This window comes from Microbacterium hydrocarbonoxydans (genome assembly GCF_011752045.1).
Taxonomy (GTDB): Bacteria; Actinomycetota; Actinomycetes; order Actinomycetales; family Microbacteriaceae; genus Microbacterium.
In genome coordinates, this window is the sequence record NZ_JAAKXW010000001.1 from 239,774 (window position 1) to 263,328 (window position 23,555).

The 23,555-nt window shown below is 69.8% G+C and carries 23 protein-coding genes and 1 tRNA gene; 13 read left to right on the top strand and 11 right to left on the bottom strand.

What is annotated here, in order from left to right; translation table 11 throughout:
* Positions 1 to 31 precede the first annotated feature (31 nt).
* The 4 genes from G6G98_RS01195 (at position 32) to G6G98_RS01210 (ending at position 2,976) form a co-directional block, all read left to right on the top strand.
* A complete protein-coding gene (locus tag G6G98_RS01195) occupies positions 32 to 802 on the top strand; it encodes an ATP-binding cassette domain-containing protein (protein WP_067352509.1) in 771 nt (256 codons plus the stop codon).
* 97 nt (positions 803 to 899) lie between these two features.
* Positions 900 to 975: transfer RNA gene (locus tag G6G98_RS01200), tRNA-Asn, on the top strand.
* A gap of 69 nt (positions 976 to 1,044) precedes the next feature.
* Complete coding sequence (locus G6G98_RS01205) at positions 1,045 to 2,301, top strand: threonine/serine exporter family protein (protein ID WP_164233842.1); 1,257 nt, start codon at positions 1,045 to 1,047, stop codon at positions 2,299 to 2,301.
* 99 nt (positions 2,302 to 2,400) lie between these two features.
* Positions 2,401 to 2,976 (top strand): CDP-alcohol phosphatidyltransferase family protein, encoded by a 576-nt coding sequence (locus G6G98_RS01210; protein ID WP_243841970.1) that lies wholly within the window; start codon positions 2,401 to 2,403, stop codon positions 2,974 to 2,976.
* An 89-nt stretch (positions 2,977 to 3,065) separates the two neighbouring features.
* Here G6G98_RS01210 and G6G98_RS01215 read toward each other — a convergent pair whose 3' ends face one another.
* Positions 3,066 to 3,578, bottom strand: coding sequence for a septum formation family protein (locus tag G6G98_RS01215; protein ID WP_243841971.1), 513 nt, complete (start codon positions 3,576 to 3,578; stop codon positions 3,066 to 3,068).
* A 124-nt stretch (positions 3,579 to 3,702) separates the two neighbouring features.
* Entirely contained in the window at positions 3,703 to 4,269 is a 567-nt protein-coding gene (gene def / locus G6G98_RS01220; RefSeq protein WP_084788293.1) for a peptide deformylase, read from the bottom strand.
* A 61-nt stretch (positions 4,270 to 4,330) separates the two neighbouring features.
* Here def and G6G98_RS01225 point away from each other — a divergent pair, with 61 nt between their 5' ends.
* Positions 4,331 to 5,314, top strand: coding sequence for a DMT family transporter (locus tag G6G98_RS01225; RefSeq protein ID WP_067352494.1), 984 nt, complete (start codon positions 4,331 to 4,333; stop codon positions 5,312 to 5,314).
* Positions 5,315 to 5,343: 29 nt separating this feature from the next.
* Here G6G98_RS01225 and pgl read toward each other — a convergent pair whose 3' ends face one another.
* Genes pgl through tkt form a run of 6 tightly spaced genes read right to left on the bottom strand, consistent with a single transcriptional unit; the run spans position 5,344 to position 13,445 of the window.
* Positions 5,344 to 6,132, bottom strand: a complete 789-nt coding sequence (gene pgl, locus G6G98_RS01230) for a 6-phosphogluconolactonase (protein ID WP_067352492.1) — start codon at positions 6,130 to 6,132, stop codon at positions 5,344 to 5,346.
* Positions 6,129 to 7,064 (bottom strand): glucose-6-phosphate dehydrogenase assembly protein OpcA, encoded by a 936-nt coding sequence (locus G6G98_RS01235; RefSeq protein ID WP_067352488.1) that lies wholly within the window; start codon positions 7,062 to 7,064, stop codon positions 6,129 to 6,131. Before G6G98_RS01235 ends, pgl begins: the two co-directional genes overlap by 4 nt.
* Entirely contained in the window at positions 7,061 to 8,611 is a 1,551-nt protein-coding gene (gene zwf, locus G6G98_RS01240; RefSeq protein ID WP_067352485.1) for a glucose-6-phosphate dehydrogenase, read from the bottom strand. Before zwf ends, G6G98_RS01235 begins: the two co-directional genes overlap by 4 nt.
* Before the next feature lie 27 nt (positions 8,612 to 8,638).
* A complete protein-coding gene (locus G6G98_RS01245) occupies positions 8,639 to 10,246 on the bottom strand; it encodes a glucose-6-phosphate isomerase (RefSeq protein WP_164233840.1) in 1,608 nt (535 codons plus the stop codon).
* Positions 10,243 to 11,355, bottom strand: a complete 1,113-nt coding sequence (gene tal / locus G6G98_RS01250; RefSeq protein WP_067352478.1) for a transaldolase — start codon at positions 11,353 to 11,355, stop codon at positions 10,243 to 10,245. Before tal ends, G6G98_RS01245 begins: the two co-directional genes overlap by 4 nt.
* Positions 11,352 to 13,445, bottom strand: a complete 2,094-nt coding sequence (tkt, locus tag G6G98_RS01255; RefSeq protein ID WP_067353788.1) for a transketolase — start codon at positions 13,443 to 13,445, stop codon at positions 11,352 to 11,354. Before tkt ends, tal begins: the two co-directional genes overlap by 4 nt.
* Before the next feature lie 260 nt (positions 13,446 to 13,705).
* Here tkt and G6G98_RS01260 point away from each other — a divergent pair, with 260 nt between their 5' ends.
* The gene (locus tag G6G98_RS01260; protein ID WP_432207067.1) at positions 13,706 to 14,620 is read left to right on the top strand and encodes a heme o synthase; all 915 of its coding nucleotides are present in this window, start codon (positions 13,706 to 13,708) and stop codon (positions 14,618 to 14,620) included.
* Here the strand turns inward: G6G98_RS01260 and G6G98_RS01265 are convergent.
* Both G6G98_RS01265 and G6G98_RS01270 read right to left on the bottom strand, forming a co-directional pair.
* Positions 14,566 to 15,003: a hypothetical protein gene (locus tag G6G98_RS01265; protein ID WP_208321405.1), complete on the bottom strand. Its 438-nt coding sequence runs from the start codon at positions 15,001 to 15,003 to the stop codon at positions 14,566 to 14,568. The two genes, G6G98_RS01260 and G6G98_RS01265, sit on opposite strands and share 55 nt — an antisense overlap.
* A 78-nt stretch (positions 15,004 to 15,081) precedes the next feature.
* A complete protein-coding gene (locus tag G6G98_RS01270; protein WP_084788292.1) occupies positions 15,082 to 16,200 on the bottom strand; it encodes a COX15/CtaA family protein in 1,119 nt (372 codons plus the stop codon).
* A gap of 233 nt (positions 16,201 to 16,433) precedes the next feature.
* Between G6G98_RS01270 and sufB the strand changes: the two genes are divergently transcribed.
* From sufB to G6G98_RS01305, 7 genes are read left to right on the top strand one after another with little or no spacing between them, the layout of a single operon-like run.
* Positions 16,434 to 17,852: a Fe-S cluster assembly protein SufB gene (sufB, locus tag G6G98_RS01275; RefSeq protein WP_067352474.1), complete on the top strand. Its 1,419-nt coding sequence runs from the start codon at positions 16,434 to 16,436 to the stop codon at positions 17,850 to 17,852.
* A complete protein-coding gene (gene sufD, locus G6G98_RS01280; protein ID WP_067352471.1) occupies positions 17,852 to 19,048 on the top strand; it encodes a Fe-S cluster assembly protein SufD in 1,197 nt (398 codons plus the stop codon). The genes sufB and sufD overlap by 1 nt, the downstream gene beginning before the upstream one ends.
* Positions 19,045 to 19,371 carry a non-heme iron oxygenase ferredoxin subunit gene (locus G6G98_RS01285; RefSeq protein WP_067352467.1) on the top strand — a complete coding sequence of 109 codons (327 nt, stop codon included), beginning with the start codon at positions 19,045 to 19,047 and terminating at the stop codon, positions 19,369 to 19,371. Before sufD ends, G6G98_RS01285 begins: the two co-directional genes overlap by 4 nt.
* On the top strand, positions 19,372 to 20,142 hold the full coding sequence (gene sufC / locus G6G98_RS01290) for a Fe-S cluster assembly ATPase SufC (protein WP_067352462.1): 771 nt from the start codon (positions 19,372 to 19,374) through the stop codon (positions 20,140 to 20,142). It begins immediately after the preceding gene.
* A 10-nt stretch (positions 20,143 to 20,152) separates the two neighbouring features.
* A complete protein-coding gene (locus tag G6G98_RS01295; protein ID WP_067352460.1) occupies positions 20,153 to 20,482 on the top strand; it encodes a metal-sulfur cluster assembly factor in 330 nt (109 codons plus the stop codon).
* Between the two features lie 2 nt (positions 20,483 to 20,484).
* Complete coding sequence (locus tag G6G98_RS01300) at positions 20,485 to 21,639, top strand: MalY/PatB family protein (RefSeq protein ID WP_067352457.1); 1,155 nt, start codon at positions 20,485 to 20,487, stop codon at positions 21,637 to 21,639.
* Positions 21,636 to 23,000, top strand: a complete 1,365-nt coding sequence (locus G6G98_RS01305) for an MFS transporter (protein WP_067352454.1) — start codon at positions 21,636 to 21,638, stop codon at positions 22,998 to 23,000. Before G6G98_RS01300 ends, G6G98_RS01305 begins: the two co-directional genes overlap by 4 nt.
* Here G6G98_RS01305 and G6G98_RS01310 read toward each other — a convergent pair.
* Positions 22,963 to 23,547, bottom strand: a complete 585-nt coding sequence (locus G6G98_RS01310) for a TetR family transcriptional regulator (RefSeq protein WP_067352450.1) — start codon at positions 23,545 to 23,547, stop codon at positions 22,963 to 22,965. The two genes, G6G98_RS01305 and G6G98_RS01310, sit on opposite strands and share 38 nt — an antisense overlap.
* Positions 23,548 to 23,555 lie beyond the last annotated feature (8 nt).

A 23,555-nucleotide genomic window follows, 5' to 3' on the forward strand; every position in this document is an offset into this window, starting at 1 on the left:
GCCCAGGCCCCTCCCGGGAGAGGATGGATGCATGTCCCGCCGGCCCGAATCCGCGAACGTGATCGACTGCTCGGATCTGGTGATCGACCGGATCGGGCACGGTGCGCCGACCCGCGCCATCGACGGCGTGACCTTCTCGATCGCCCCGGGCGACCTCATGTGCGTCGCGGGGCCGACCGGCTCCGGGAAGTCGACGCTGGTGGCGGCACTCGCGGGAGCATCCGACTCCTCCATCAGAATCGTCGGCGGCGCCGCCCAGGTGTGCGGGGTCGACGCGCGTCGTCCCGGGCGCAGGCAGCGACTGCTCACCTATCGTGCGGGGTATGTGCCGCAAGGGGCGGGTGCCGGCCTCCCGCCGCGACTCACGGTCAACGAGATCATCGCGGAGCCGATCCTCGCCCGCGACCGGCGCGTCAACACGAAGGCGCTCTCGATCCGGGTCGCGACGCTCCTCGACGAGATGCACCTTCCGCTCGGCACCGCGTCGCGCTTCCCCTACGAGCTCAGCGCCGGGATGCGGCAGCGCGTCGCCATCGCCAGGGCCTTCGTCCTGGACCCTCGGGTGCTCATCGCGGACGAGGTCCTCGCGAATCTCGATCTGGAGGTCCGCCCTGTGGTCTTCGGCGCCATCACGCGGCGGCGCGGGCAGGGGATGGGAGCGCTGCTCGTGACCAACGACGCCGACTTCATCCGCGAACTGAACGCGGAGACGCTCATGCTCCGGGGCGGCCATGTGGTGGCGCGCGGCGTCGGCAAGGACCTGCTCTGGGCGCCCAATGCCGAGGCGGATTCGCAGTCCTGAGACCCGTCGGATTCGACACGCCCGGCTCGCGGCCGGTGTCACGACCACGCTCCGGAGTTTGCTAGGATTGACGAGTTGCCCGCGCAGCGGAGCACATTCCTCGGTAGCTCAATTGGCAGAGCAGCCGGCTGTTAACCGGCAGGTTCTTGGTTCGAGTCCAAGCCGGGGAGCCAAGACCCCCGGCCTTCATCTGAAGGCCGGGGGTTCTCCCTTTTCATCACAGTCGACGAAGGCCTGGGCGGATGACGGAATCCTCGCAGTTCGCGCAACTGGGGTCTCTTCTCCTGGAGGCCGGCTTCTCCGCGACCGACACCCGCGAGACCCTCGAGGAGATCCGCGATCGGGTCGCTCCCGATCAGGAGCTGGCCTTCGCCGTCCTTCCCGAAGCGGTCTTCGTCTCGCCGGCGACCGGTCCGGGTGCGCCGATCCTCCGGATGGCGATGGCCTCCTCGCTGTCGACGCGGCAGTCGGCGATGGTGAGCCGCCTCATGCACCGCCTCCGCGACGGCAGGATCACCCTCGACACCGCGCTCGGATCCGAGCAGGCGCGGATCCGAGCCGCGGCGATGCGGATGCCGGTGCTGCGCTGGATGGTCGGCAACGCGCTCCTCGCGGGCGGCCTCGCGGTGCTCTTCCGCTGCCCGTGGTGGTCGATCATCGTGGCCGCCCTGGTGGCGGCTCTCGTCGGCGGCGTCGCCGCGGGTCTCAGCCGCGTGCGTCCCGCCGCCGCGATCATCCCGTTCCTCATCGCGCTGCTCTCCACAGTCCTCGTGAGCGAATCGGCCGCGGTGCTCGGCTACTCGACGGTGCCGCTCTTCGCCGTCTGCGCGCCCATCGCCCTGCTCGTCCCCGGCGCGATGATCACGAACGCCCTGCTCGAACTGACCGCGGCCGACGTGGTCACGGGCGCCTCGCGCCTCGTCTACGGCGTGGTCCAGCTCAGCTTCATGGCCGCGGGGATCGCCGCGGGCAGCGCTCTCATCGGCCTCGAGATCGACCAGGACTCCGCCGTGCTGCTCACCGATGTCGCCGGCGTCCTCAGCACGGCGCCCGCCTGGGCGTCGCTTCCGCCGGCGGCTTTCGGCTGGGTGGGGGTCGCCGCCGTCGCCGTAGGCATCAGCCTCGCGCTCGGTGCGGGCTACCGGCTCACCGCCGTGAGCATCGCCGCGATGAGCGTGGCCTACGCGCTCCTGTTCGCCATCGCCCCGTTCTGGGGCACGGTGATCGCGACCGGGGCGACGGCCGCCGCGCTCTTCGTGCTCGCCCGTGTCATCGAGCGCTCGACGTTCGCGATCCCCGCCACGATCACCTTCCAGCCGGCGTTCCTGCTGCTGGTTCCGGGGACGGTCGGACTCGTCGCTCTGGCGTCGTTCGACATGGGGGCGCTGTCCTCGGCCCCCGCCATCTTCGTGAGCCTCTGCATCGGCACCAAGGTCGGCTCGATCATCGCCGACACGCACTGGTGGCGCCTGATCAAGGGGAGTCGGCGGCCGGCCTGACACCGCGGGATGACGGTGCCATGGCGGGTCCCGCCGATCCGTCCGGAGCGCGGCGGTACGCTGGCAGTTCGGTGCACCATGGAGGGAGCGAAGGGGCGAATGACTGCTGATTCTGCGGATCCGAGGTCCCGGCCCGACTGGGCGACGATCCCGAACGCGATCACGCTTCTGCGTCTGCTCCTGGTCGTGCCTATCGCCGTGCTCCTCGTCCAGGGCGCGGAACCCGTGCTCGCCTTCGTCCTCCTGGTGATCTTCGGGGCGAGCGACTGGGTGGACGGCACCCTCGCCCGGCTGCTCGGGCAGACGAGCCGCTTCGGAGCGCTGTTCGACCCGTTCGCGGACCGCGTCGGCGTCGCCGTGATCGCCTCCGGCTTCGTGATCGCCGGCCATCTGGCGCTCTGGGTCGCGGTCGTGGTGGTGGGCGTGGATCTCTGCCTCGGGATCGTGTACCTGCTGACGAAGCCCGAGCGGATGCCGGCGGCGACGCGCCTGGGCAAGTTCCGCACGGCCGTCTTCATGACCGGTCTCGCCCTGATCGGGCTGGGACTGCTGCCCGGCGCGGAACTGGCCACCGCCGCAGGGGGCGTCATCTGCGCGATCGGCGCGGTGCTGCACCTGGTCGTCGGATACGGGTACCTCCGCACTCTGCTGCGCACCCGGCGCATCCGCGCCTGACGCCGTCGCGTCCGCGTCGGACTCGCGTCCGCGTCGGACGCAGAAAGGGGCCCTGCCCGAAGGCAGGACCCCTGTTCCGGACGGATGCGTCAGCGCGCGGCGCCCTTGAGCGAGACGTCGACCTGACCGGCCGGGTCCGAGATGACGCACTGGATGACGCGGTCGTTCAGCTCGTTCCAGGTCTGCTCGGTCGGCGTGATCGGGTAGACCTCGAGCACGGATTCGTCGAAGGTGAGGCCGACGAACGAGGTGAAGGCGTCGCCGACGCACTCCTCGGTCGCGGCGTCGACGGCTTCCTCGGAGAACTCGCCGTCCTCCATCTTGAACTCGTAGTAGACCTCTTCGTCGTGCATCTCGTCACAGGGCACGACATCCGCGTCCTGGATCATGCCCGTCGCGCTGGCCATCTTGCAGTCGCCGACCTTCAGCGAGAAGATGTCGATGTTCGAGCTTTCGGTGACCTGTCCGGTCTCCTCGTCGCGGTCGGCGTCTCCCGAACCACCGCCGAGGATGCCGTTGAGCGCGCTGCAGCCGGTCAGTGCGACCGACAGAGCGACTGCGGAACCGGCGAGCGCGAGAGCGCGACGCGTACGCAGCTTCATCATGATTGGGTACCCCTCCAGAGCCTCTTGGTGCGCGGGCGCGACGGCGCCCGCCTCCAGCACGCTATCCGGGCCGGAGTCTGTGCCGCAACTCCGAGGATCCTTTGACCCGGCTGAGAGCCTGTCAGCCTTCGAGATCGTCGACGCCCGGCATCCAGCTCGCGCCGGGGCGACCCCAGCCGCGCTTGCGGGAGATCTTCTGCGCGGTCTTCCAGTCGCCGTCGGAGAGGCGGTCGACGTAGAGGATGCCGTCGAGATGGTCGAACTCGTGCTGCATGATGCGGGCCCGCCAGCCGTCGACGTCGATCGACACCGCTTCGCCGTCGAGGTCCACGCCGGTGACGCGCACCCGGTCGGAGCGGCGGAGCGGGAACCGCTCGCCCGGGAAGGAGAGGCAGCCCTCGGACTCCAGATCGGGGTCGGGGTCACCCGGCTCGAGCGGCGTCATCCACAGCTCGGGGTTGAGGATCACGCCGCGCCAGGGCTGCTCGTCGTCATCGACGTACGAGTAGGTGTAGATGCGCAGCGGCACGCCGACCTGAGGGGCGGCGAGACCGACGCCCGGTGCGGTGTCCATGGTCTCGTACATGTCGGCGACGAGGGTTCGGATCTCGTCCGTGATCTCCTCGACGGGCGAGGCGGGGGAGTGCAGGACGGGGTCGCCCATGATGCGAATCGGAAGTACAGCCACGCCATAACCCTACTCGGCGCGGGTCGGCAGGTAGGGTCGTAGTGTGAGCATCTCCGTATGGATGACTGGGGCGGAAGACGTCACCGAGCAGCTGGTCGGTGTCTTCCAGAACCCCAAACTGCTCCTCGGCATCCCGCTGGCCCTCGCCGGCGCGGTGTTCATGTCGCTCGGCGCGCAGTATCAGCACCGCGGTGTGGAGAAGGTGGAGCGCCTCAGCGGCGCCGACGGGGCGACGGGGCTGAGCCTCGATCAGGTCAAGCGCCTCCTCCTGCGCCCGTCCTGGCTCATCGGCACGCTCATGCTCGGTCTCGCGATCGTCTGCCAGCTCGCGGCGCTCTCGCTCGCCCCGCTCATCGTGGTGCAGCCGCTCGGCGCGATCGCCCTGGTGATCACCACGCTGCTGAACGCGCGGATCTCCGGACACGCGCCGACCAGGCAGTCGATCACGGCGATCGTCTGCTGCGTGGGCGGCATCTTCCTCTTCGTGTCGTTCGCCGCGATCTTCGCGGTGGAGAAGGACATCACCGACACCGAGCTCTTCACGATCCTGGCCGTTCTGCTCGTCGTCATCATCGTGCTCGGCGCCTGCTGGCTGATCCTCCGCCACCGCATGCGCGCGCTCTTCTACGTGATCGGCGCCGGCGTGCTCTACGGCTTCGTCGCCACCCTCGCGAAGGCCGTCATCAAGCGCATCGAGGCGTCGAACTTCGAGTGGATCACGCTGGTGTGCGTGATCGCCCTCGTCGCGGCATCCGCCGTCGGCGCCTACTTCGTGCAGACGGCGTACAGCTCCGGCCCGCCCGACCTCGTGATCGCCGGCCTCACCGTGGTGGATCCGCTGATCGCGGTCCTCATCGGCATGGTCGTGCTCGGCGAGGCCGCCGCCGCACCGGGATGGGTGCTCGTGATCTTCGCGATCGCCGGCGCGATCGCCGTATGGGGGGTCGTCGGACTCGCCCGATTCCATCCGCAGGTGCTCAGCGAGAGCCAGGAGCTCGGGATCACCCGGGGAAGCGGAGACCAGCCGGGTGCCACCCCGTCCTGAGCGCCTGCCGGCCCTGAGAGAGCCCGGCCTCAGTACGCGGGGTCGATGAGGTCGGAGGAGACCTCGGCGGCCGCCGCCTCGTCGACGAAGAAGATGGTACGCTTGCGCCCCTTGGCGCCGGCTGCGGGCACGCTCGTGTAGCTGGCGCCGGCGAGCGCGAGGCCGAGGGCCGAGGCCTTGTCGGCTCCTGTGAGCACCAGCCACACGCGCTTGGACGAGTTCAGCACGGGCCGGGTGAGGGTCACCCGCTCCGGCGGCGGCTTCGGGGAGTCGCGCACGGCGAGCGCCGCGGCATCCGTCACCGTCACCTCGGGGCGGTCGGGGAAGAGCGACGCGATGTGCCCGTCGGGACCCACCCCGAGGAAGCACACGGCGAATGAAGGCCACGGGTTGCCTCGTGCGCCGAAGCGCGCGAGCTCGGCCGCATAGGCGGCGGCCGACTCGTCCAGGCTCAGCCCGGTGTCCGGCCCCGCCACCTCGTGGATGTTCTCGGCGGGGATGTCGATGTGATCCAGCAGCGCTTCGCGCGACTGCAGCGAGTTGCGGTCGGCGTGATCGCGCGGGACGAAGCGCTCATCGCCCCACCAGAAGTGCACGAGCGACCAGTCGATCTCCCCGGCGCGCGGATGCTCGCGCGTCGCCCGGAGGACGGCGCCGCCCATGGAACCGCCCGTGAGGGCGACATGCGCGACGCGGCCGTTCCTGGTGCGCGCGCGCAGGCGGGACAGGAACCTGTCCGCCACCCGCTCTGCCAGTGCCGCGGGGGTGGCTTCGACCACGACCCGCCTCTCTGCGGACGCTGTCTGCATCGACATCATGCTCCTGTCTCGGGCGGACCCAGCTTCTCCCAGCCCTCGGTGATGACTCGACCGTACAGGACATCCGGGTCGAGGCGACGCAGCTCTTCGGCGAGGCACTCCCGCAGCGTGCGCCGCGGGAGGTGCAGGTCGTGATCCGGCTGACCGGGCTGCGTGAGCACGGCCAGCCCGGGCATGGGGCGCTCCAGAAGGATGTCCCCGGACGCGCGGGTCAGGCGCACCGACTTGATGCCCTCCTGCCAGTGCTCCGGGTCCTCGTACGACCAGCGCACCGGCACGTCGAGGGCCATCCGCAGCCAGGCGGCGAGCAGGGCCGTCGACGGCGACGCCTTCGCGCCGCGGACCTCGACGGCCGTCACCTCGTCGTACGGCGGCTGATCGAGCACGGCGGCCAGCTGCTCGCGCCAGTGGGTGAGGCGGGTCCAGGCGAGGTCGGTGTCGCCGGGGGCGTGGGTGCGGTCGAGGAGGGCGAGGCGGTCTCGGACGTCGGCTGAGGTCGCGGCGTCCGTGATCCGGCGCTGGGCGATCCGGCCGAGCGGCGAGGTCGACGGCGAGGTGGGCGCCTCCTCGGGCCACCAGGCCACGACGGGGGCGTCCGGCAGCAGGAGCCCCGTGATCAGGCTCTCCTCGTTGCTGGCGGCGTCGCCGTAGGCGCGCAGCACGACGACCTCACTGGCTCCGGCATCGCCGCCGACGCGGATCTGCGCGTCGAGACGCGCCTCTCCCTCGCCGGTGGTGAGCACGATGACGCGCATCGGATGCTCGCGGGAGGCGTCGTTCGCGGCATCGATGGCAGCCTCGGCGACGCCGTTGCGCGCCGAGATGATGAGCGTGAGCACCCGGCCGAGGGCGACGACGCCGCCCTCTTCGCGCGCCTTGACGAGGTTCTTCGCGACCTGGCTGACGGTCGTGTCGGGAAGGTCGATGATCACGGGCGTCTCCAGACTCGTCCGTCGCGGGCCAGCAGGTCGTCGGCGGATGCCGGACCCCAGGAACCGGGAGCGTACTGCTCCACCGGGCCGCCCTCGGCAGCCCAGTACTTCTCCACCGGGTCGAGGATCTTCCAGGAGAGCTCGACCTCCTCATGCCGCGGGAACAGCGGCGGGTCGCCGAGCAGGACGTCCAGGATGAGGCGCTCGTACGCCTCGGGGCTCGCCTCGGTGAAGGCGTGCCCGTAGCCGAAGTCCATCGTCACGTCGCGGACGTTGGTGCCGTTGCCCGGCACCTTCGAGCCGAAGCGGATGGTCACCCCTTCGTCCGGCTGCACGCGGATGACGAGGGCGTTCTGGCCGAGCTCCGATGCGTTCGAGCGGCCGAACAGGTGCTCCGGCGCGCGCTTGAACACGACGGCGACCTCGGTGACCCGGCGGCCGAGGCGCTTGCCGGTGCGCACGTAGAACGGCACGCCCGCCCAGCGGCGGGTGTTGATCTCCAGCTTGATGGCGGCGTAGGTCTCCGTCGCCGACTGCGGGTTCATGCCGTCCTCGTCGAGGAAGCCGGTGACCTGCTCCCCGCCCTGCCACCCGCCGGCGTACTGCCCGCGAGCGGTGGCCAGCGAGAGGTCCTCGGGGAGCGTGACCGCGGCGAGGACCTTCTCCTTCTCGGCGCGCAGGTGCTCGGCGGACAGGCTGATCGGCTCCTCCATCGCCGTCAGCGCGAGCAGCTGCAGCAGGTGGTTCTGGATGACGTCACGCGCAGCGCCGACGCCGTCGTAGTAGCCCGCGCGACCGCCGACGCCGATGTCCTCGGCCATGGTGATCTGCACGTGGTCGACGTAGTTGCGGTTCCAGATCGGCTCGTACAGCTCGTTCGCGAAGCGCAGCGCGAGGATGTTCTGCACCGTCTCCTTGCCGAGGTAGTGGTCGATCCGGAAGATCGAGTCCGGTGAGAACGCGACCTCGATCACGGCGTTCAGCTCGCGGGCCGATTCGAGGTCGTGCCCGAACGGCTTCTCGATGACGACCCGGCGCCAGCTCTCGGACTCGTCGCCCTCCTCGCCGACCAGGCCGGACTCCTTGAGCTGCTTGGCGACAAGGGGGAAGTCCTTCGGCGGGATCGAGAGGTAGAACGCGTGGTTGCCCATCGTGCCCCGCTCGACGTCGAGTTGATCGACCGTCTCGCGGAGCTTGCGGAACGACTCGGGGTTGTCGAACTCGCCCGACACGAACCGGATGCCCTGGAGCAGCTGGGCCCACGTCTCCTCGCGGAAGGGGGTGCGGGCGTGCTGCTTCACGGCGTCGTAGACGACCTGCGCGAAGTCCTGGTCCTCCCAGTCGCGGCGGGCGAACCCGACCAGTGCGAACCCGGGCGGGAGGAGGCCGCGGTTGGCCAGGTCGTAGACGGCGGGCATGAGCTTCTTGCGCGAGAGGTCTCCGGTCACGCCGAAGATCACGAGGGCGCTCGGCCCCGCGATCCTGTTGAGACGGCGATCATCGGGGTCGCGCAGCGGGTTGTGCCCGCGCGAGATGGGAACAGACATCGGTGGGGGATTCTCCAGCTGTTTCTTCTACTTCTGGGCTGCTTCGAAGAGCGTGAGGACGTCGGCCGAGGAATCGGTGATCGTCAGCGAGACGACCGGCCGGCCGTGCTCGGCGAGGACGGCGGCATCGCCGGCGGCCTGCGCCTCGATGAGCTGTCCGAACGTGAACGGACGGTCCGGGATCTCCAGATCGACGTCGGTGCGCTCCAGGATCTGGAGGAACACGCCCTGGGCCGGCCCGCCCTTGTGGTACTGACCGGTGGAGTGCAGGAAGCGCGGTCCCCAGCCGAACGTCGTCGGCCGGCCGGAGTCGGCTGCGACGAGCTCGCGGATGCCCTGGAGCTGCGGCATCTCCAGACTGTTCACATACGCCTGGATCGCGACATAGCCGTCCTCCGGCAGCTGCGCCCAGAGCGCGTCGAGCACGCCCTCGACGGTGCCGCTGGCGGCGAGCGAGGCGTCGGAGACGCGGACCTCGACGCCGTTCTCCACGAACGCCGGTGCTGTGGGCTCCGGGCGCGCGTCCAGCAGACCGCGCGCCGCGACCTTGGCGGACTCCACGTCTGGCTGGTCGAAAGGGTTGATCCCGAGCAGGTGCCCTGCGATGGCGGTGGCGTGCTCCCACACGATGAACTGCGCGCCGAGGGTGCCGCTGACGAGGACCTCGCCGGCGTGCCGTTCGCTGAGGTGGAACTCGTTCGCGTCGTCGACGATCCGCACGATCTGGAGGTCGGCGGGCTTCGCGTCGAGCTCGGGGGAGACCGGGAGGAGGACGACGGGAAGGATGCCGGTGCCGGCCTTCCCCGTGGATTCGGCGATCAGCTGCTCGATCCAGTCGGGCAGGCCGTTGATGTGCGTGCCGTCGGTGATCAGGCCGAGCTTGTCGCGCCGCGGCACCGTGGACGAGATCGCCGCGGCGAGTCGCAGCGCAGGGTTCTCGGCGGAGTCGACGGCCACCTGCAGGAGCGACGCCTCGGCCTCGTCGAGCAGCTCGGCGATGTCCACGCCGGCGAGACCGGAGGGCACCAGGCCGAAGGCGGTGAGCGCCGAGTAGCGGCCGCCCACGTTCGGATCGGCGTTGAAGACCCGGTAGCCGGCCTCGCGGGCCGACACGTCCAGCGGGGAGCCGGGGTCGGTGACGACGACGATGCGTCCCGCGGGATCGATGCCGAGATCACGGAAGGCGGCTTCGAACGCGCGGCGCTGCGAGTCGGTCTCCACGGTGGAGCCCGACTTCGAGGAGACGACGAGGACGGTGTTCTCGAGACCGCCGTCGAGGGCGGCGAGGACCTGACCGGGCGCGGTCGAGTCGAGGATCGTCAGCTCGGCGCCCGCCGTCTGCGCGATGACCTCGGGAGCGAGCGAGGATCCGCCCATGCCCGCGAGCACCACGCGGGTGACGCCCTGGGCCTTCAGCTCCTTGTGCAGGGCGACGACCTCGGCCACCAGCGGGCGGGAGACGGAGACGGCCTCCACCCAGCCGAGGCGGATGGACGCCTCGGCCTCGGCATCCGGCCCCCACAGCGAGGCGTCTCCGCCCGTGATCCGCGAAGCGATGAGGTCGCGGACCAGGGCGGGGACGGTCTCGTCGATCGCCGCTCGGGCTGCGCCCGACGCGTGGATCGCGAATGTCATCGCTGCGCCTCAAGCCCTTCGCGGACCTGGGTGAGCAGGTCGTGCCAGGAGTCGATGAACTTGGCGACGCCCTCGTCCTCGAGGACCTGGGTGACGTCGGCGAAGTCGACGCCGACCTCGGCGAGCCCGGAGAAGACGGCGCGGGCCTCCTCGTAGCCGCCGGTGATCGTGTCGCCGGTGACCACGCCGTGGTCGAAGGTCGCCTCGAGGGTCTTCTCGGGCATCGTGTTCACGACGCCCGGAGCGACGAGCTCGGTGACGTAAAGGGTGTCCGGCAGTGCCGGGTCCTTGACGCCGGTCGAGGCCCAGAGCGGACGCTGGCGGTTCGCACCTGCGGCGACCAGCGCCTGCGCGCGGTCTGAGGCGAACGTCTTCTCGTACAGCTCGTAGGCGAGACGGGCGTTGGCGAGCCCGGCCTTGCTCTTCAGCGCCTCGGCGGCGTCGGTGCCGATCGCGGCGAGGCGCTTGTCGGTCTCGGTGTCGACGCGCGACACGAAGAACGAGGCGACCGACTGGATGGTCGACAGATCGAGGCCGGCGGCCTTGGCCGTCTCCAGACCGGTGAGGTACGCGTCGATGACCTCGGCGTAGCGCTCCAGGCTGAAGATCAGCGTGACGTTCACGCTGATCCCGGCGCCGATCGCCTCGGCGATCGCGGGCAGCCCCGCCTTCGTCGCGGGGATCTTCACCAGGAGGTTCGGGCGGTCGATCTTCGCCCACAGCTCCTTGGCCTGCGCCACGGTGCCCTCGGTGTCGTGCGCGAGGTCGGGGGAGACCTCGATGGAGACGCGCCCGTCGACGTGGCCGGACGCCTCCCACACCGGGCGGAAGACGTCGAGCGCAGCGGCGACGTCCTGCGTGGTGGCGGCGAAGACGGCCTCCTCGGCGCTCGCGCCGGACACTGCGAGCTCGGAGACCTGCGCGTCATACGACGTGTCATCCGGGTTCGTGATCGCGTTCGCGAAGATCGTCGGGTTGGTCGTGACACCGGTCACGTTGCGCGTGTCGATGAGCTCCTGCAGATTGCCGGAGGAGATCCGCGTGCGGGAGAGGTCGTCCAGCCAGATGCTGACGCCCGCGTCGTGGAGCTGAGAGGTCGGGGTGCTCATGCGTTCTCCTTGATGTTGGCCGCGATGGTCTCGCGTGCCGCCTGGATGACGGCGTCGGTCGTGATGCCGAACTTCTCGAACAGGGTCTTGTAGTCGGCGGAGGCGCCGAAGTGGTCGATGCCGACGGAGCGTCCGCGGTCGCCGACGATGCCGCGCCAGGACAGCACGGAACCGGCCTCGACGGAGACGCGGGCGGTGACGGACGCCGGCAGCACGCTCTCGCGGTACGACTCGTCCTGCTCGTCGAACCACTCCAGCGACGGCGCGGAGACGACGCGGACGCCGACGCCCTCGGCAGCGAGAGCCGTACGCGCGTTCACCGCGAGCTGCACCTCGGAGCCGGTCGCGATGATGATCACGTCGGGCTCGCCGTTCTCGGCGTCGACGAGCACGTACGCGCCCTTCGCCACGCCCGACGTGTCGGCGAAGCCGTCGACGCCGCGCGGGAACACCGGGATGTTCTGCCGGGTGAGCGCGATGCCCGCAGGGCCGCCCTGACGGCGGACGATCTCCAGCCAGGCGGCCGAGGTCTCGTTCGCGTCGGCCGGGCGCACCACCGTGAAGTTCGGGATCGCGCGGAGCGTCGCGAGCTGCTCGATGGGCTGGTGGGTGGGGCCGTCCTCGCCGAGCGCGACGGAGTCGTGGGTCCACACGAAGATCGACGGGATGTCCATCAGCGCTGCCAGACGCACGGCGGGGCGCATGTAGTCGCTGAAGATGAGGAACGTGCCGCCGAACGGGCGGGTCGGGCCGTGCAGCTTGATGCCGTTCACGATCGCGCCCATGGCGTGCTCGCGGATGCCGAAGTGCAGCACCCGCCCGTACTCGCTGCCGGACCACTCGTGCGTGGACCACTCGGACGGGATGAAGGACTTCGCGTCCTTGATGGTGGTGAGGTTCGACTCGGCGAGGTCCGCCGAACCGCCCCAGAGCTCGGGGAGCTCGGCGGCGAGGGCGTTGATGACCGTGCCGGAGGCGGCGCGGGTCGAGACCTCCTTGCCTGCCTCGAAGGACGGCAGAGCGGAGGCGATGCCGTCCGGCAGCTCGCCGGACTCGAGACGGTCCAGCAGCGCCTTGCGCTCCGGGTTCGCGGCGGCCCAGGCGTCGAACGACTCCTGCCAGACGGCACGGGCCTCGGCGGCGCGGGCGGCGAGGCCGCGGGTGTGCGCGATGACGTCGTCGGCGACGACGAAGTGCTGCTCGGGGTCGAAGCCGAGGACCTTCTTCGTCGCGGCCAGCTCGTCGGCGCCGAGTGCGGAGCCGTGGATCTTGCCGGTGTTCTGCTTGCCGGGCGACGGCCAGCCGATGATCGTCTTCAGGATGATCAGCGACGGCTTCGAGGTCTCGCCCTTGGCGGCCTCGATCGCGGCGTAGAGCTCGGCGACGTCCTCGACGTACTCGCCGGTCTTCTTCCAGTCCACCGTCTGCACCTGCCAGCCGTAGGACTCGTAGCGCTTGGCCACGTCCTCGGTGAACGCGACGTTGGTGTCGTCCTCGATGGAGATCTGGTTGGAGTCGTAGATCGCGATGAGGTTGCCGAGCTGCTGGTGGCCGGCGAGGGAGGAGGCCTCGCTGGTCACGCCCTCCTGCAGGTCGCCGTCGCCGGCGATCACGTACACGAAGTGGTCGAACGGGCTGGTGCCCGGTGCGGCATCCGGGTCGAACAGGCCGCGCTCGTAGCGGGCGGCGTAGGCGAATCCGACCGCGGAGGCGAGGCCCTGGCCGAGCGGGCCGGTCGTGATCTCCACGCCCTTGGTGTGGCCGTACTCCGGGTGGCCGGGGGTGAGCGAGCCCCAGGTGCGCAGCGCCTTGAGGTCGTCGAGCTCGAGGCCGAAGCCGCCGAGGTAGAGCTCGACGTACTGCGTGAGGGAGGAGTGGCCGGCGGAGAGGATGAAGCGGTCGCGGCCGAGCCAGTCCGTGTCGGCCGGGTCGTGGCGCAGGACGCGCTGGTAGAGGAGGTAGGCCGCGGGGGCCAGGCTCATCGCCGTCCCGGGGTGGCCGTTGCCGACCTTCTCCACGGCATCCGCTGCCAGGATGCGGGCGGTGTCCACCGCGCGCCGATCGATCTCATCCCACTGCAATTCCGACACGGTGATGCCCTTCTCCAACAGTTTTCGAGGGCGCCCGGAATGTCAGTTCGCGGTCCGCGACATCACGGAGAGGTGTGCTGAGCGCCGGGCGCGCGAGTTGTTTCAGCATAGCGGGGTGCGTCTTCCCGTTACACCGTCTTACAACGCTTCACATCGTTGGAGAAGTCCCTGTGAGCGCGGTCTCCGCGAAGGCCTGCCGCGCGCAGGCGGTGCCCTAGACTGGAAGGGCTGTCGTGACGCGTGCGGAGGAGGCGATCGAGATCTCGACGATGTCTGATCAGACCGTTGTGAAGAAGTCCATCGGTCGCACCGTGAAGGCCTACGTCGCCCTCACCAAGCCGCGCGTCCTCGAGCTGCTGCTGGTGTCGACCGTCCCGGTCATGTTCCTGGCACAGGGCGGGCTGCCGGACATGTGGCTCGTCCTGGCCACCGTGATCGGCGGCTCGATGAGCGCCGGTTCCGCCGCGGCGTTCAACATGTATCTCGACCGCGACATCGATGCGCACATGCACCGCACGGAGAACCGCCCGCTGGTGACGGGGGAGATCACCCCGCGTGGCGCGCTCGTCTTCTCCTGGACGCTCGCGATCCTGTCGACGGTGTGGCTGTGGTTCACGACCAACTGGCTGGCCGCGACGCTCTCGGCATCCGCGATCTTCTTCTACGTCGTGATCTACACGATGATCCTCAAGCGCCGCACCGAGCAGAACATCGTCTGGGGCGGCATCGCCGGATGCTTCCCGGTCCTGATCGGCTGGTCCGCCGTGACCGGCTCGCTCGACTGGCCGGCCTTCATCCTCTTCACGCTCATCTTCCTCTGGACGCCGCCGCACTACTGGCCGCTGTCCATGAAGTACCGCGACGACTACGACGACGTCGACGTGCCCATGCTCGGCGTCACCCGGAACGCGTCGCAGGTGGGGCTGCAGGTGATCCTGTACGCATGGGCGACCGTCGCCTGCTCGCTGCTGCTGGTGCCGATCGCCGGCATGGGCCTCGTCTACACCGTGTCCGCCCTGGTGTTCGGCGGCTGGTTCATCTACGAGTCGCACCGCCTGTACAACCGTGCGGTGCGCGGGACCGAGGCGCGTCCGATGCGGGTCTTCCACGCCTCGATCACCTATCTCACGCTGATCTTCGTCGCGGTCGCGATCGACCCGCTGCTGCCGTTCTGATCCTCGTCGTCGTACTGCGTCGCGTCGGCCAGTGAGTCGGGAGTCTCGACGAGGGTCTCGTCTGTGAGGTGTTCGTCGGCGTCCTCCGCGGACCCGTCGGTCGCCTCGACGACGGCCGGTGCCGCGACCGGGATCATCGCGCGCACGGCGGTCAGCGCGACCGCGAGCAGGAGGCCGAGCACTCCCGCGCCCAGCAGGGCGGCGCCGACGACGACGAGCGACTGTCCGACGTAGACCTCGACGCCCGTGGCCGTGCCGGCGAGCAGGGTGGTGGTCATCGTGCCGATCTGGCCGGCGATGAGCCAGCCGCCGACTCCGGCGGAGGCGAGGGAGAGCGCGAGGAGGATCCAGTAGCCGATGCTGCGTGTGAGTGACGTGTTCATGCCGCTCACGCTTCCGGAGCCGCTGATGCGCCCGCTATGCGCCGTCCGTGCGCAGGCTGAGGATCTCCGGTCGCCCGGTCAGACCGCGGCGGGCCGCTTGAGGTGCAGCACGACGACCGTGTACGCCGCCGCGGACAGCGAGGCGAGCACCATGTGGATGCCCACCAGGATCTCCGGGAGCCCCTCGCGGGCCTGCCACACGCCGACGCCGACCTGCACGAGGATCGCGATGACGAGGACGAGGAGCCAGTGGCGCGGATCGAGGCGGAGCGTCCACGCAGCCACGGTCAGCGCCGCGACGAGCGCGGCGAGTACGTAACCGGGCCAGGAGTGCACATGCGCGAGGACGGTGGCGTCGAACCCGGTGCGCAGGATGTCCGCATCGCCCGAGTGCGGGCCGTTTCCGGTCGTGAGGACGCCGAAGAAGATGGTCGCGGCCAGGGCGAGTCCCGTGATGTGCGTGAGGATCGCGAACCAGGAGGGCACCGCACGTTCGCGGGGTCCGGGCTCCGCCTTCAGGCGCACGAGGAAGGCGGCGGTCAGGCAGACCAGCAGGAGGGATGCCGTGTAGTGGAAGCCGACGATGAAGGGGTTCAGATCGCTGATCACGGTGAACCCGCCGACGACGGCCTGCGCCATGATGCCCACCAGGACCACCCATGCGAGCACGGCGAGATCACGACGCCGCGTCGTGCGCCGCAGGGAGTCGACGGCTCCGGCGACGACCGAGAGCAGCAGGGCGGTGGACATGAGCGCGGCGCCCAGCACGGATCCGAGGCCCGCGGTGGCGACGTACACGACGACGGCGAGCACGACGCCGCCCAGGGCGAACCACAGTGCGCGCACGAGCAGCCGGCGTCCGCCGATGGCGAGGAGGGTCAGCAGCAGCACGGCGAGGGCGAGGAGCCCGACCACGCCGGTCATCGTGCGGTTGCCGAACTCGATGAGCCCGTGCAGGCCCTGCACCTCGTAGATCGGGACGAGCGACTCCGGGGTGCACAGCGGCCACTCCGAGCATCCCAGGCCGGATCCGGTGAGGCGCACCGCGCCGCCGGTGCCGATGATGATCACCTCGGCGAGGAACGAGAGCCACGCGAGGATGCGCAGCGGCCGCCCGAACTCGTCGCGGGATTCCTGGACTCGGGGCAGGAATCCGCTGGCGGCAGAGGCGATGCGGGGAGCGGCGGGATCGGGCATGGCACCTCCGGAACCCCCGGGGCGTGACACGGCGGCCCGCACGTCAGGGGGAACCTGTAGAATCAGGATGTCGGGATGACCGCGGAACCGCGGAAGGCATCCATGACAGTTTAGGCGCGACGGATGCGCCGGTGATGAGGGCCCCACCAGCGGCACCCGCTCCCGCAGACTCGACGGGGATCAGGTGTGTCGGGGCGGATGACACCGTTTGGGACCTATAAGGAGAGTGTGTGATGTCGGATGTGCTGATCGACCGCCCGGAGCTCGAAGGCCTGGGGGTGTATGAATTCGGCTGGCATGACGAAGATGCCGCCGGCGCGACGGCGAAGCGCGGACTCTCCGAGGAGGTCGTCCGCGGCATCTCAGCGCTCAAGAACGAACCGGAGTGGATGCTGAAGACCCGCCTCAAGGGTCTCTCCCTCTTCGGGCGCAAGCCGATGCCGACCTGGGGCGCCGACCTCAGCGAGATCGACTTCGACAACATCAAGTACTTCGTCCGCTCCACCGAGAAGCAGGCGCAGTCATGGGAGGACCTCCCCGCGGAGATCCGCGAGACGTACGAGCGCCTCGGCATCCCGGAGGCGGAGCGTCAGCGTCTCGTCGCCGGCGTCGCCGCGCAGTACGAGTCCGAGGTCGTCTACCACCAGATCCGCGAGGACCTGGAGCAGCAGGGCGTCATCTTCATGGACACGGACACGGCGCTGCGCGAGCACCCCGAGTTCTTCGAGGAGTACTTCGGCACGGTGATCCCGGCCGGCGACAACAAGTTCGCCGCGCTGAACACCGCCGTGTGGTCGGGCGGGTCGTTCGTGTACGTGCCCAAGGGCGTGCACGTCGAGATCCCGCTGCAGGCGTACTTCCGGATCAACACCGAGAACATGGGCCAATTCGAGCGGACCCTGATCATCGCGGACGAGGACAGCTACGTCCACTACATCGAGGGCTGCACCGCCCCGATCTACAAGTCCGACTCCCTGCATTCGGCCGTCGTCGAGATCATCGTGAAGAAGAACGCCCGCGTGCGCTACACGACGATCCAGAACTGGTCGAACAACGTCTACAACCTGGTCACCAAGCGCGCCGTGGCGCACGAGGGCGCGACCATGGAATGGGTCGACGGCAACATCGGCTCCAAGGTGACGATGAAGTACCCGTCGATCTACCTCATGGGAGAGCACGCCAAGGGCGAGACCCTCTCCGTGGCGTTCGCCGGACCCGGACAGCACCAGGACGCCGGCGCCAAGATGATCCACATGGCGCCCTACACGCAGTCGTCGATCGTCTCGAAGTCGATCGCCCGCGGCGGCGGCCGCGCCGGCTACCGCGGTGAGGTGCGGGTGGATGCCGCCGCGCATCACTCCGCGAACACCGTGCGCTGCGATGCGCTGCTCGTCGACACGAAGTCCCGGTCGGACACCTACCCGGCCATCGACATCCGCGTCGACGACGTCCAGCTCGGCCACGAGGCCACGGTCTCGAAGGTCAGCGAGGAGCAGCTCTTCTACCTGCAGTCGCGAGGCATGCCGGAGGACGAGGCCATGGCCATGATCGTGCGCGGCTTCATCGAGCCGATCGCGCGCGAGCTGCCCATGGAGTACGCGATGGAACTGAACAAGCTCATCGAGATGGGCATGGAAGGATCGGTCGGCTAGTGACGGCCCCCACGACCGCGCCCGCGGAGGCGCAGCACACGAACGCGCACGTAGACCCGGCCGCCCAGGTGGCCGATGCGGGATTCGTCCCCGTGCAGACCCGCTCGGAGCGTCCCCGCTCCTTCGAGCCCGCCGACTTCGGGGCCCCCACCGGGCGCGAGGTCAACTGGAAGCACACTCCGGTCGCGCAGCTCACGGCACTCCTCACGGACGAGCCCGGCGATGACGGCGCAGTGGCGATCGACCTCGCCGCCGCCGAGGCCTTCCTCGTCTCGGAGGAGGGCGCCTACGGCCAGTTCTTCCGCCCGGAGGACCTGCCCAGCGCCCTCGCGTGGAAGCACGCCCAGCGCGGCATGCACCTGCGCATCGCCGCCGATGACGAGGTCGCGGAGCCGATCGTCGTCCGCTTCGACGGCGCCTCCGCCGACAGGCGCGCATTCGGTCAGGTCCTCATCGAGGCCATGCCGAACTCCCGCGCGACCGTCGTCCTCGACCACCACGGCTCGGCGCAGTACGCGCAGAACGTGGAGATCGTGGTCCGCGACGGCGCCTCGCTGACGGTCGTCAGCCTGCAGCGCTGGGCCGACGACGCCGTGCACAGCGCGGCGCATCAGGCCCGTGTCGACGCGAGCGCCACGCTCAAGCACTTCGTGATCAGTTTCGGCGGCGGCGTCGTCAGGGTGAACCCGAACGTCGAGCTCGCCGGAGCCGGGTCCGAGGGGTACCTCTACGGCCTGTCCTACGCGGATGCCGGTCAGCACCTGGAGAGCCAGGTCTACCTGCACCACAAGGGTCCGCACACCGTCGGCGACGTGCTCTACAAGGGCGCGCTGCAGGGGCAGGGCGCCCGCAGCGTGTGGATCGGCGACGTGCTCATCGGCGCCGGCGCGACCGGCACCGACTCCTACGAGGCGAACCGCAACCTCGTGCTCACCGAGGGCGCCCGCGCCGACTCGATCCCGAACCTCGAGATCGAGACCGGCGACATCCTGGGCGCCGGGCACGCCAGCGCCACCGGCCGCTTCGACGACGAGCAGCTGTTCTACCTGCAGGCTCGCGGCATCACGGAGGACGAGGCCCGCCGGCTGGTCGTGCTCGGCTTCCTCACCGACATCGTCCAGCGTCTCGGCATCCCGTCCCTCGAGGCGGAGCTGCTGGAGGCGATCGAGGCCGAGCTCGCGACGGTGAACGCATGACCGCCGAACGCGTCTGCAGCGTCTCCGAACTGGAGCAGGACATGCCGCTGCGCGTCGAGCCGAACGGGGTGCCGATCACAGTGATCAAGGACTCCGAGGGCGTCATCCACGCCATCGGGGACACCTGCACGCACGGCGACATCTCCCTCTCCGAGGGCTTCGTCGAAGGCGACACGGTGGAGTGCTGGGCCCACGGCTCCGCATTCTCCCTGGTCACCGGCAAGCCCCAGAACCTCCCTGCTTTCGAGCCCGTCCCGGTCTATGTCGTCGAGATCGACGGCGACGACGTGCTCATCGATCCGACTGTTACTAAGGAAGTCTGAATGTCTGTTCTCGAGATCCGCGACCTGCACGTGACGGTCGAGACCGAGGAGGGGACCACCCCGATCCTCAACGGAATCACCCTCACGATGAAGACCGGTGAGACGCACGCCATCATGGGCCCGAACGGCTCCGGCAAGTCGACCCTCGCGTACACGATCGCCGGCCACCCGAAGTACACCGTCACCTCCGGCTCGATCACCTTCGACGGCCAGGACGTGCTGGAGATGAGCGTCGACGAGCGCGCCCGCGCCGGACTGTTCCTCGCGATGCAGTATCCGGTGGAGATCCCTGGCGTCACCGTCACGAACTTCCTGCGCACGGCCAAGACCGCGCTCGACGGCGAGGCTCCTGCCATCCGCTCGTGGACCAAGGACGTCAAGGAGGCCATGAAGAACCTCCGCATGGACCCGAAGTTCGCACAGCGCAACGTCAACGAGGGGTTCTCGGGTGGCGAGAAGAAGCGTCACGAGATCCTCCAGCTCGAGGTGCTCAAGCCGAAGTTCGCTGTGCTCGACGAGACCGACTCCGGCCTCGACGTCGACGCGCTGAAGATCGTGTCCGAGGGCGTCAACCGCGCCAAGGAGAACACCGGACTCGGTGTACTGCTGATCACGCACTACACCCGCATCCTCCGCTACATCCGCCCCGACTTCGTGCACGTGGTCGTCGCGGGCAGGATCGTCGAGGAGGGCGGCCCCGAGCTCGCCGACCGTCTCGAGGACGAGGGCTACGACCGCTTCCTCGACCCCGCCGCCCCCATCGAGGCGTAGGCTGGAAGGCATGACAGCGACCCTCACGGACGAGAAGTACGACGAGGTCACCGAGGCTCTCAAGGACGTCATGGACCCGGAGCTCGGGATCAACGTCGTCGACCTCGGCCTCATCTACGACCTCGCCTGGGATGACGAGAACGACGCTCTCGTCATCCACATGACGCTGACCAGCGCGGGCTGCCCGCTCACCGACGTGCTCGAGGACCAGACCGCGCAGGCGCTGGACAAGGTCGTCGACCGCTTCCGCATCAACTGGGTGTGGATGCCGCCGTGGGGCCCGGAGCGGATCACCGACGACGGGCGCGACATGATGCGCGCGCTCGGCTTCGCGATCTGAGGATGCTTCCGGTCACGGCGCTGCCGCTGGACGAGCTCCGCGCGCGCACGAGCGAGAAGTGGCGGGAGTATCCCGCAGACGTGCTGCCGCTGTTCGTCGCGGAGACGGACTTCCCGCTGGCTCCCGCCGTCAAGGCGGCCCTGCAGCGCGCGATCGACATCGGGGACACGGGGTACATCGCCTCGCGGAACCCGCTCGCCGAGACGTTCGCGGCGTTCGCGGCGCGTCGCTACGGCTGGGCGCCGGAACCGGCGCGCATGCGGACGACGGCCGACGTCAGCATGGGGATCGTCGAGATCCTCCGCCGCGTCGTGCAGCCGGGGGAGCGCGTCATCGTGACCCCTCCGGTGTACCCGCCGTTCTACGACCTGGTGGACGAGGCGGGCGCTGAGGTGGTGCGCGTCCCCCTCCACGACACCGGCACCGCCTGGGAGCTCGATCTCGACGGCATCCGCGCGGCCTTCGAGGACGGCGCGACCGCCATCCTGCTCTGCAACCCGCACAATCCGACCGGGACGGTGCACGACCGCGACGCGCTGACGGCCCTTGCGGAGCTGGCGGACGAGTTCGGCGCGGCCGTGGTGTCCGACGAGATCCACGCCCCGCTCGCGCAACCCGGCACCGGGTTCACGCCCTTCCTCGAGACGGGGGAGGCGGCACGACGCGTCGGCTATGCGGTGGTGAGCGCGAGCAAGGCGTTCAACCTCGCAGGCCTCAAGTGCGCGATCATGGTGACCGCCGACGACCGCACAAGCGCGATCGTGCGCGGCCTGCCCGTCGAGGTGGAGTGGCGCACCGGACAGCTCGGCCTGCTCGCGGCCGTCGCGGCGTTCTCCGAGGAGAGCGAACCCTGGCTCGACGGGCTGCTGCGGACCCTCGATGAGAATCGCGTGCTGCTCGAGGACCTCCTCGCCTCGCGGCTGCCCGGAGCCCGCTACCGGATCCCGGATGCCGGGTATCTCGCCTGGATCGACCTGACCGCCCTGGGCTGGGGCGACAACCCGGCACGGCGCATCCTCAAGGACGCGAAGGTCGCGCTGCACTTCGGCCCCGCCTTCGGCGCCGAGGGCGCAGGGCACGTCCGGCTGAACTTCGGCACGAGCCCCGAGATCCTCACCGAGGCGATCGATCGCATCGCGGCGCTCACCGATCGATGACCGGCACTGAGATCGCCGTCTCGATCTGGGACCGCGAGCGGATCTGGGTCACCCTGGGCGCCGCGGCGCTGATCTTCTTCGCGGCCATCGAGGCTCTCGCCGTCACCACGGTGATGCCGGTGGTCAGCGACGCGCTCGACGGAGATGCGCTGTACGCGGTCGCGTTCGCCGGCACGCTCGCGACGAGCGTCATCGGCATGGTCGCGGCCGGCGCCTGGTCGGATGCGCGCGGGCCCCGGGTCGCCCTGTACGTCGCGGTCTCGCTGTTCATCACCGGCCTGCTGATCTCCGGTCTCGCGACGACGATGCACCAGTTCCTGATCGGGCGCCTCGTGCAGGGCCTCGGGACCGGCGGCCAGACCGTGGCGCTGTACGTGGTGGTGGCGCGGCTCTACCCGCCGCAGCTCCACGGGAGGGTGTTCGCCGCGTTCGCGGCGGCCTGGGTGGTGCCCTCCATGATCGGCCCGTTCCTCGCCGGGGCCGTCGCCGAGTACCTGGACTGGCGCTGGGCGTTCCTCGGCGTCGCGGTGCTGACGGCTCTCGCCTTCCTCACGATCGTCGTCCGCCTGCGCCGTGTCGACCTCGGTCACGGCGAGCCGCAGGACAGGCGGGCGCTGCGGAGGCGGCTGCTGCTGGCGGTCGTCGTGGCCGTCCTCGCCGTCCTCGTCGGATTCTCCGCCGACATGCGGCCGCAGATCGGCTGGCCGGTGGCGCTCGGCGCCGCGGCGCTCATCGGGTTCGCTGTCCTGCCGCTGCTTCCGCGGCGCACTCTGCGAGCCGCCCCGGGGCTTCCCAGCGTCGTTCTCATGCGCGGTGTCGCGGCCGGATCGTTCTTCGCCGCCGAGGCGTACGTGCCGTATCTGCTGATGGCGCGCTTCGATTTCACGCCGACCTGGGCCGGCGTGGCGCTGATGCTCGCGGCGTTCGCCTGGGCCGGTGCGTCCGACCTGCAGGGACGGTTCGGCGACCGCCTGGGAAACCGGCGGATCGCCCTGATCGGCCTCGGACTGATCCTCCTGGCTCTCGTCTGCGTGCTCATCGCCGCGCTGCTCGGCATCTCACCCGTGCTGGTGATCGTCGGATGGGGCTTCGCCGGCGGGGGCATGGGTCTGCTGTATCCGCGGCTCACGGTGCTCACCCTCGCCTACTCCGACGAGGCGAATCAGGGCTTCAACTCCTCGGCGCTCTCGATCGCGGAGAACACCGGCTCGGCGGTGGCGATCGCGATCGCCGGGCTCGCGGTCGCGAGCCTCGGCGGAAGCGCCTTCGGCGCGGTCTACGCCTTCTGCATCGTCCTCGTGCTGGCAGCGGCGATCCCGGGGCTCAGGCTCGGTCACGCGGCCGAGTCGCCGGCGCGCTGAGGTCGGCGGCGATCGCGGAGACCCCGAGGTCGAAGATGCGGTCGAAGCCCGCCGTCACATCGACCTCGCCGTCGTCGCGCACCGCTCCATAGCTGTCGGCGTGCATCCGCTGCTGCACGAGGGTCGCATGCCCCAGCACGAAGTGCAGGATCGCCGAGGCGCGGTCGGCCGCATCCTCGGAGCCGGCCTCCCGCAGCGCGGTCTCGAGGGCGGTCTGCGCATGCGACGACCCGAGGCGGAGGGCGTAGGTGCTGAGCGCGAGCTCGGCCCCGTCGCGATAGGCGAAGAGCGCGTCGCGGATGCCCCGGGCCGTGGTGAGCACATCGGAGCCGCTGCGGGGGATGCCGGCGGTGATCCGGTCGGCGAGTTCGGCGAGGAGCTCCTGCTTGCTCGCGAAATGCCAGTAGAGAGCGCTGGGCTGCACGTCGAGCCGCGCGGCGATCCGGCGCATGGAGAGGTCGGCGAGCCCGACCTCGTCGAGCAGCGCCAGCGCGGTGCGAGCCACGCCGTCGCGATCGTGACGGGCCGGATTGTGCGCGGGTGTCATGCTCTCAC

Excerpts from the sequence above, each read along its gene's own strand:
- G6G98_RS01205 (WP_164233842.1), top strand. The coding sequence starts at position 1,045 with ATGACGGAATCCTCGCAGTTCGCGCAACTGGGGTCTCTTCTCCTGGAG.
- G6G98_RS01265 (WP_208321405.1), bottom strand. The coding sequence starts at position 15,003 with ATGAACACGTCACTCACACGCAGCATCGGCTACTGGATCCTCCTCGCG.
- sufC (WP_067352462.1), top strand. The coding sequence starts at position 19,372 with ATGTCTGTTCTCGAGATCCGCGACCTGCACGTGACGGTCGAGACCGAG.
- pgl (WP_067352492.1), bottom strand. The coding sequence starts at position 6,132 with ATGATGTCGATGCAGACAGCGTCCGCAGAGAGGCGGGTCGTGGTCGAA.
- zwf (WP_067352485.1), bottom strand. The coding sequence starts at position 8,611 with ATGTCTGTTCCCATCTCGCGCGGGCACAACCCGCTGCGCGACCCCGAT.
- sufB (WP_067352474.1), top strand. The coding sequence starts at position 16,434 with ATGTCGGATGTGCTGATCGACCGCCCGGAGCTCGAAGGCCTGGGGGTG.
- G6G98_RS01215 (WP_243841971.1), bottom strand. The coding sequence starts at position 3,578 with ATGAAGCTGCGTACGCGTCGCGCTCTCGCGCTCGCCGGTTCCGCAGTC.
- G6G98_RS01285 (WP_067352467.1), top strand. The coding sequence starts at position 19,045 with ATGACCGCCGAACGCGTCTGCAGCGTCTCCGAACTGGAGCAGGACATG.
- tal (WP_067352478.1), bottom strand. The coding sequence starts at position 11,355 with ATGAGCACCCCGACCTCTCAGCTCCACGACGCGGGCGTCAGCATCTGG.
- G6G98_RS01310 (WP_067352450.1), bottom strand. The coding sequence starts at position 23,547 with ATGACACCCGCGCACAATCCGGCCCGTCACGATCGCGACGGCGTGGCT.
- G6G98_RS01195 (WP_067352509.1), top strand. The coding sequence starts at position 32 with ATGTCCCGCCGGCCCGAATCCGCGAACGTGATCGACTGCTCGGATCTG.
- G6G98_RS01295 (WP_067352460.1), top strand. The coding sequence starts at position 20,153 with ATGACAGCGACCCTCACGGACGAGAAGTACGACGAGGTCACCGAGGCT.
- G6G98_RS01245 (WP_164233840.1), bottom strand. The coding sequence starts at position 10,246 with ATGACATTCGCGATCCACGCGTCGGGCGCAGCCCGAGCGGCGATCGAC.
- G6G98_RS01300 (WP_067352457.1), top strand. The coding sequence starts at position 20,485 with ATGCTTCCGGTCACGGCGCTGCCGCTGGACGAGCTCCGCGCGCGCACG.
- G6G98_RS01225 (WP_067352494.1), top strand. The coding sequence starts at position 4,331 with ATGACTGGGGCGGAAGACGTCACCGAGCAGCTGGTCGGTGTCTTCCAG.
- G6G98_RS01270 (WP_084788292.1), bottom strand. The coding sequence starts at position 16,200 with ATGCCCGATCCCGCCGCTCCCCGCATCGCCTCTGCCGCCAGCGGATTC.
- G6G98_RS01210 (WP_243841970.1), top strand. The coding sequence starts at position 2,401 with ATGACTGCTGATTCTGCGGATCCGAGGTCCCGGCCCGACTGGGCGACG.
- G6G98_RS01305 (WP_067352454.1), top strand. The coding sequence starts at position 21,636 with ATGACCGGCACTGAGATCGCCGTCTCGATCTGGGACCGCGAGCGGATC.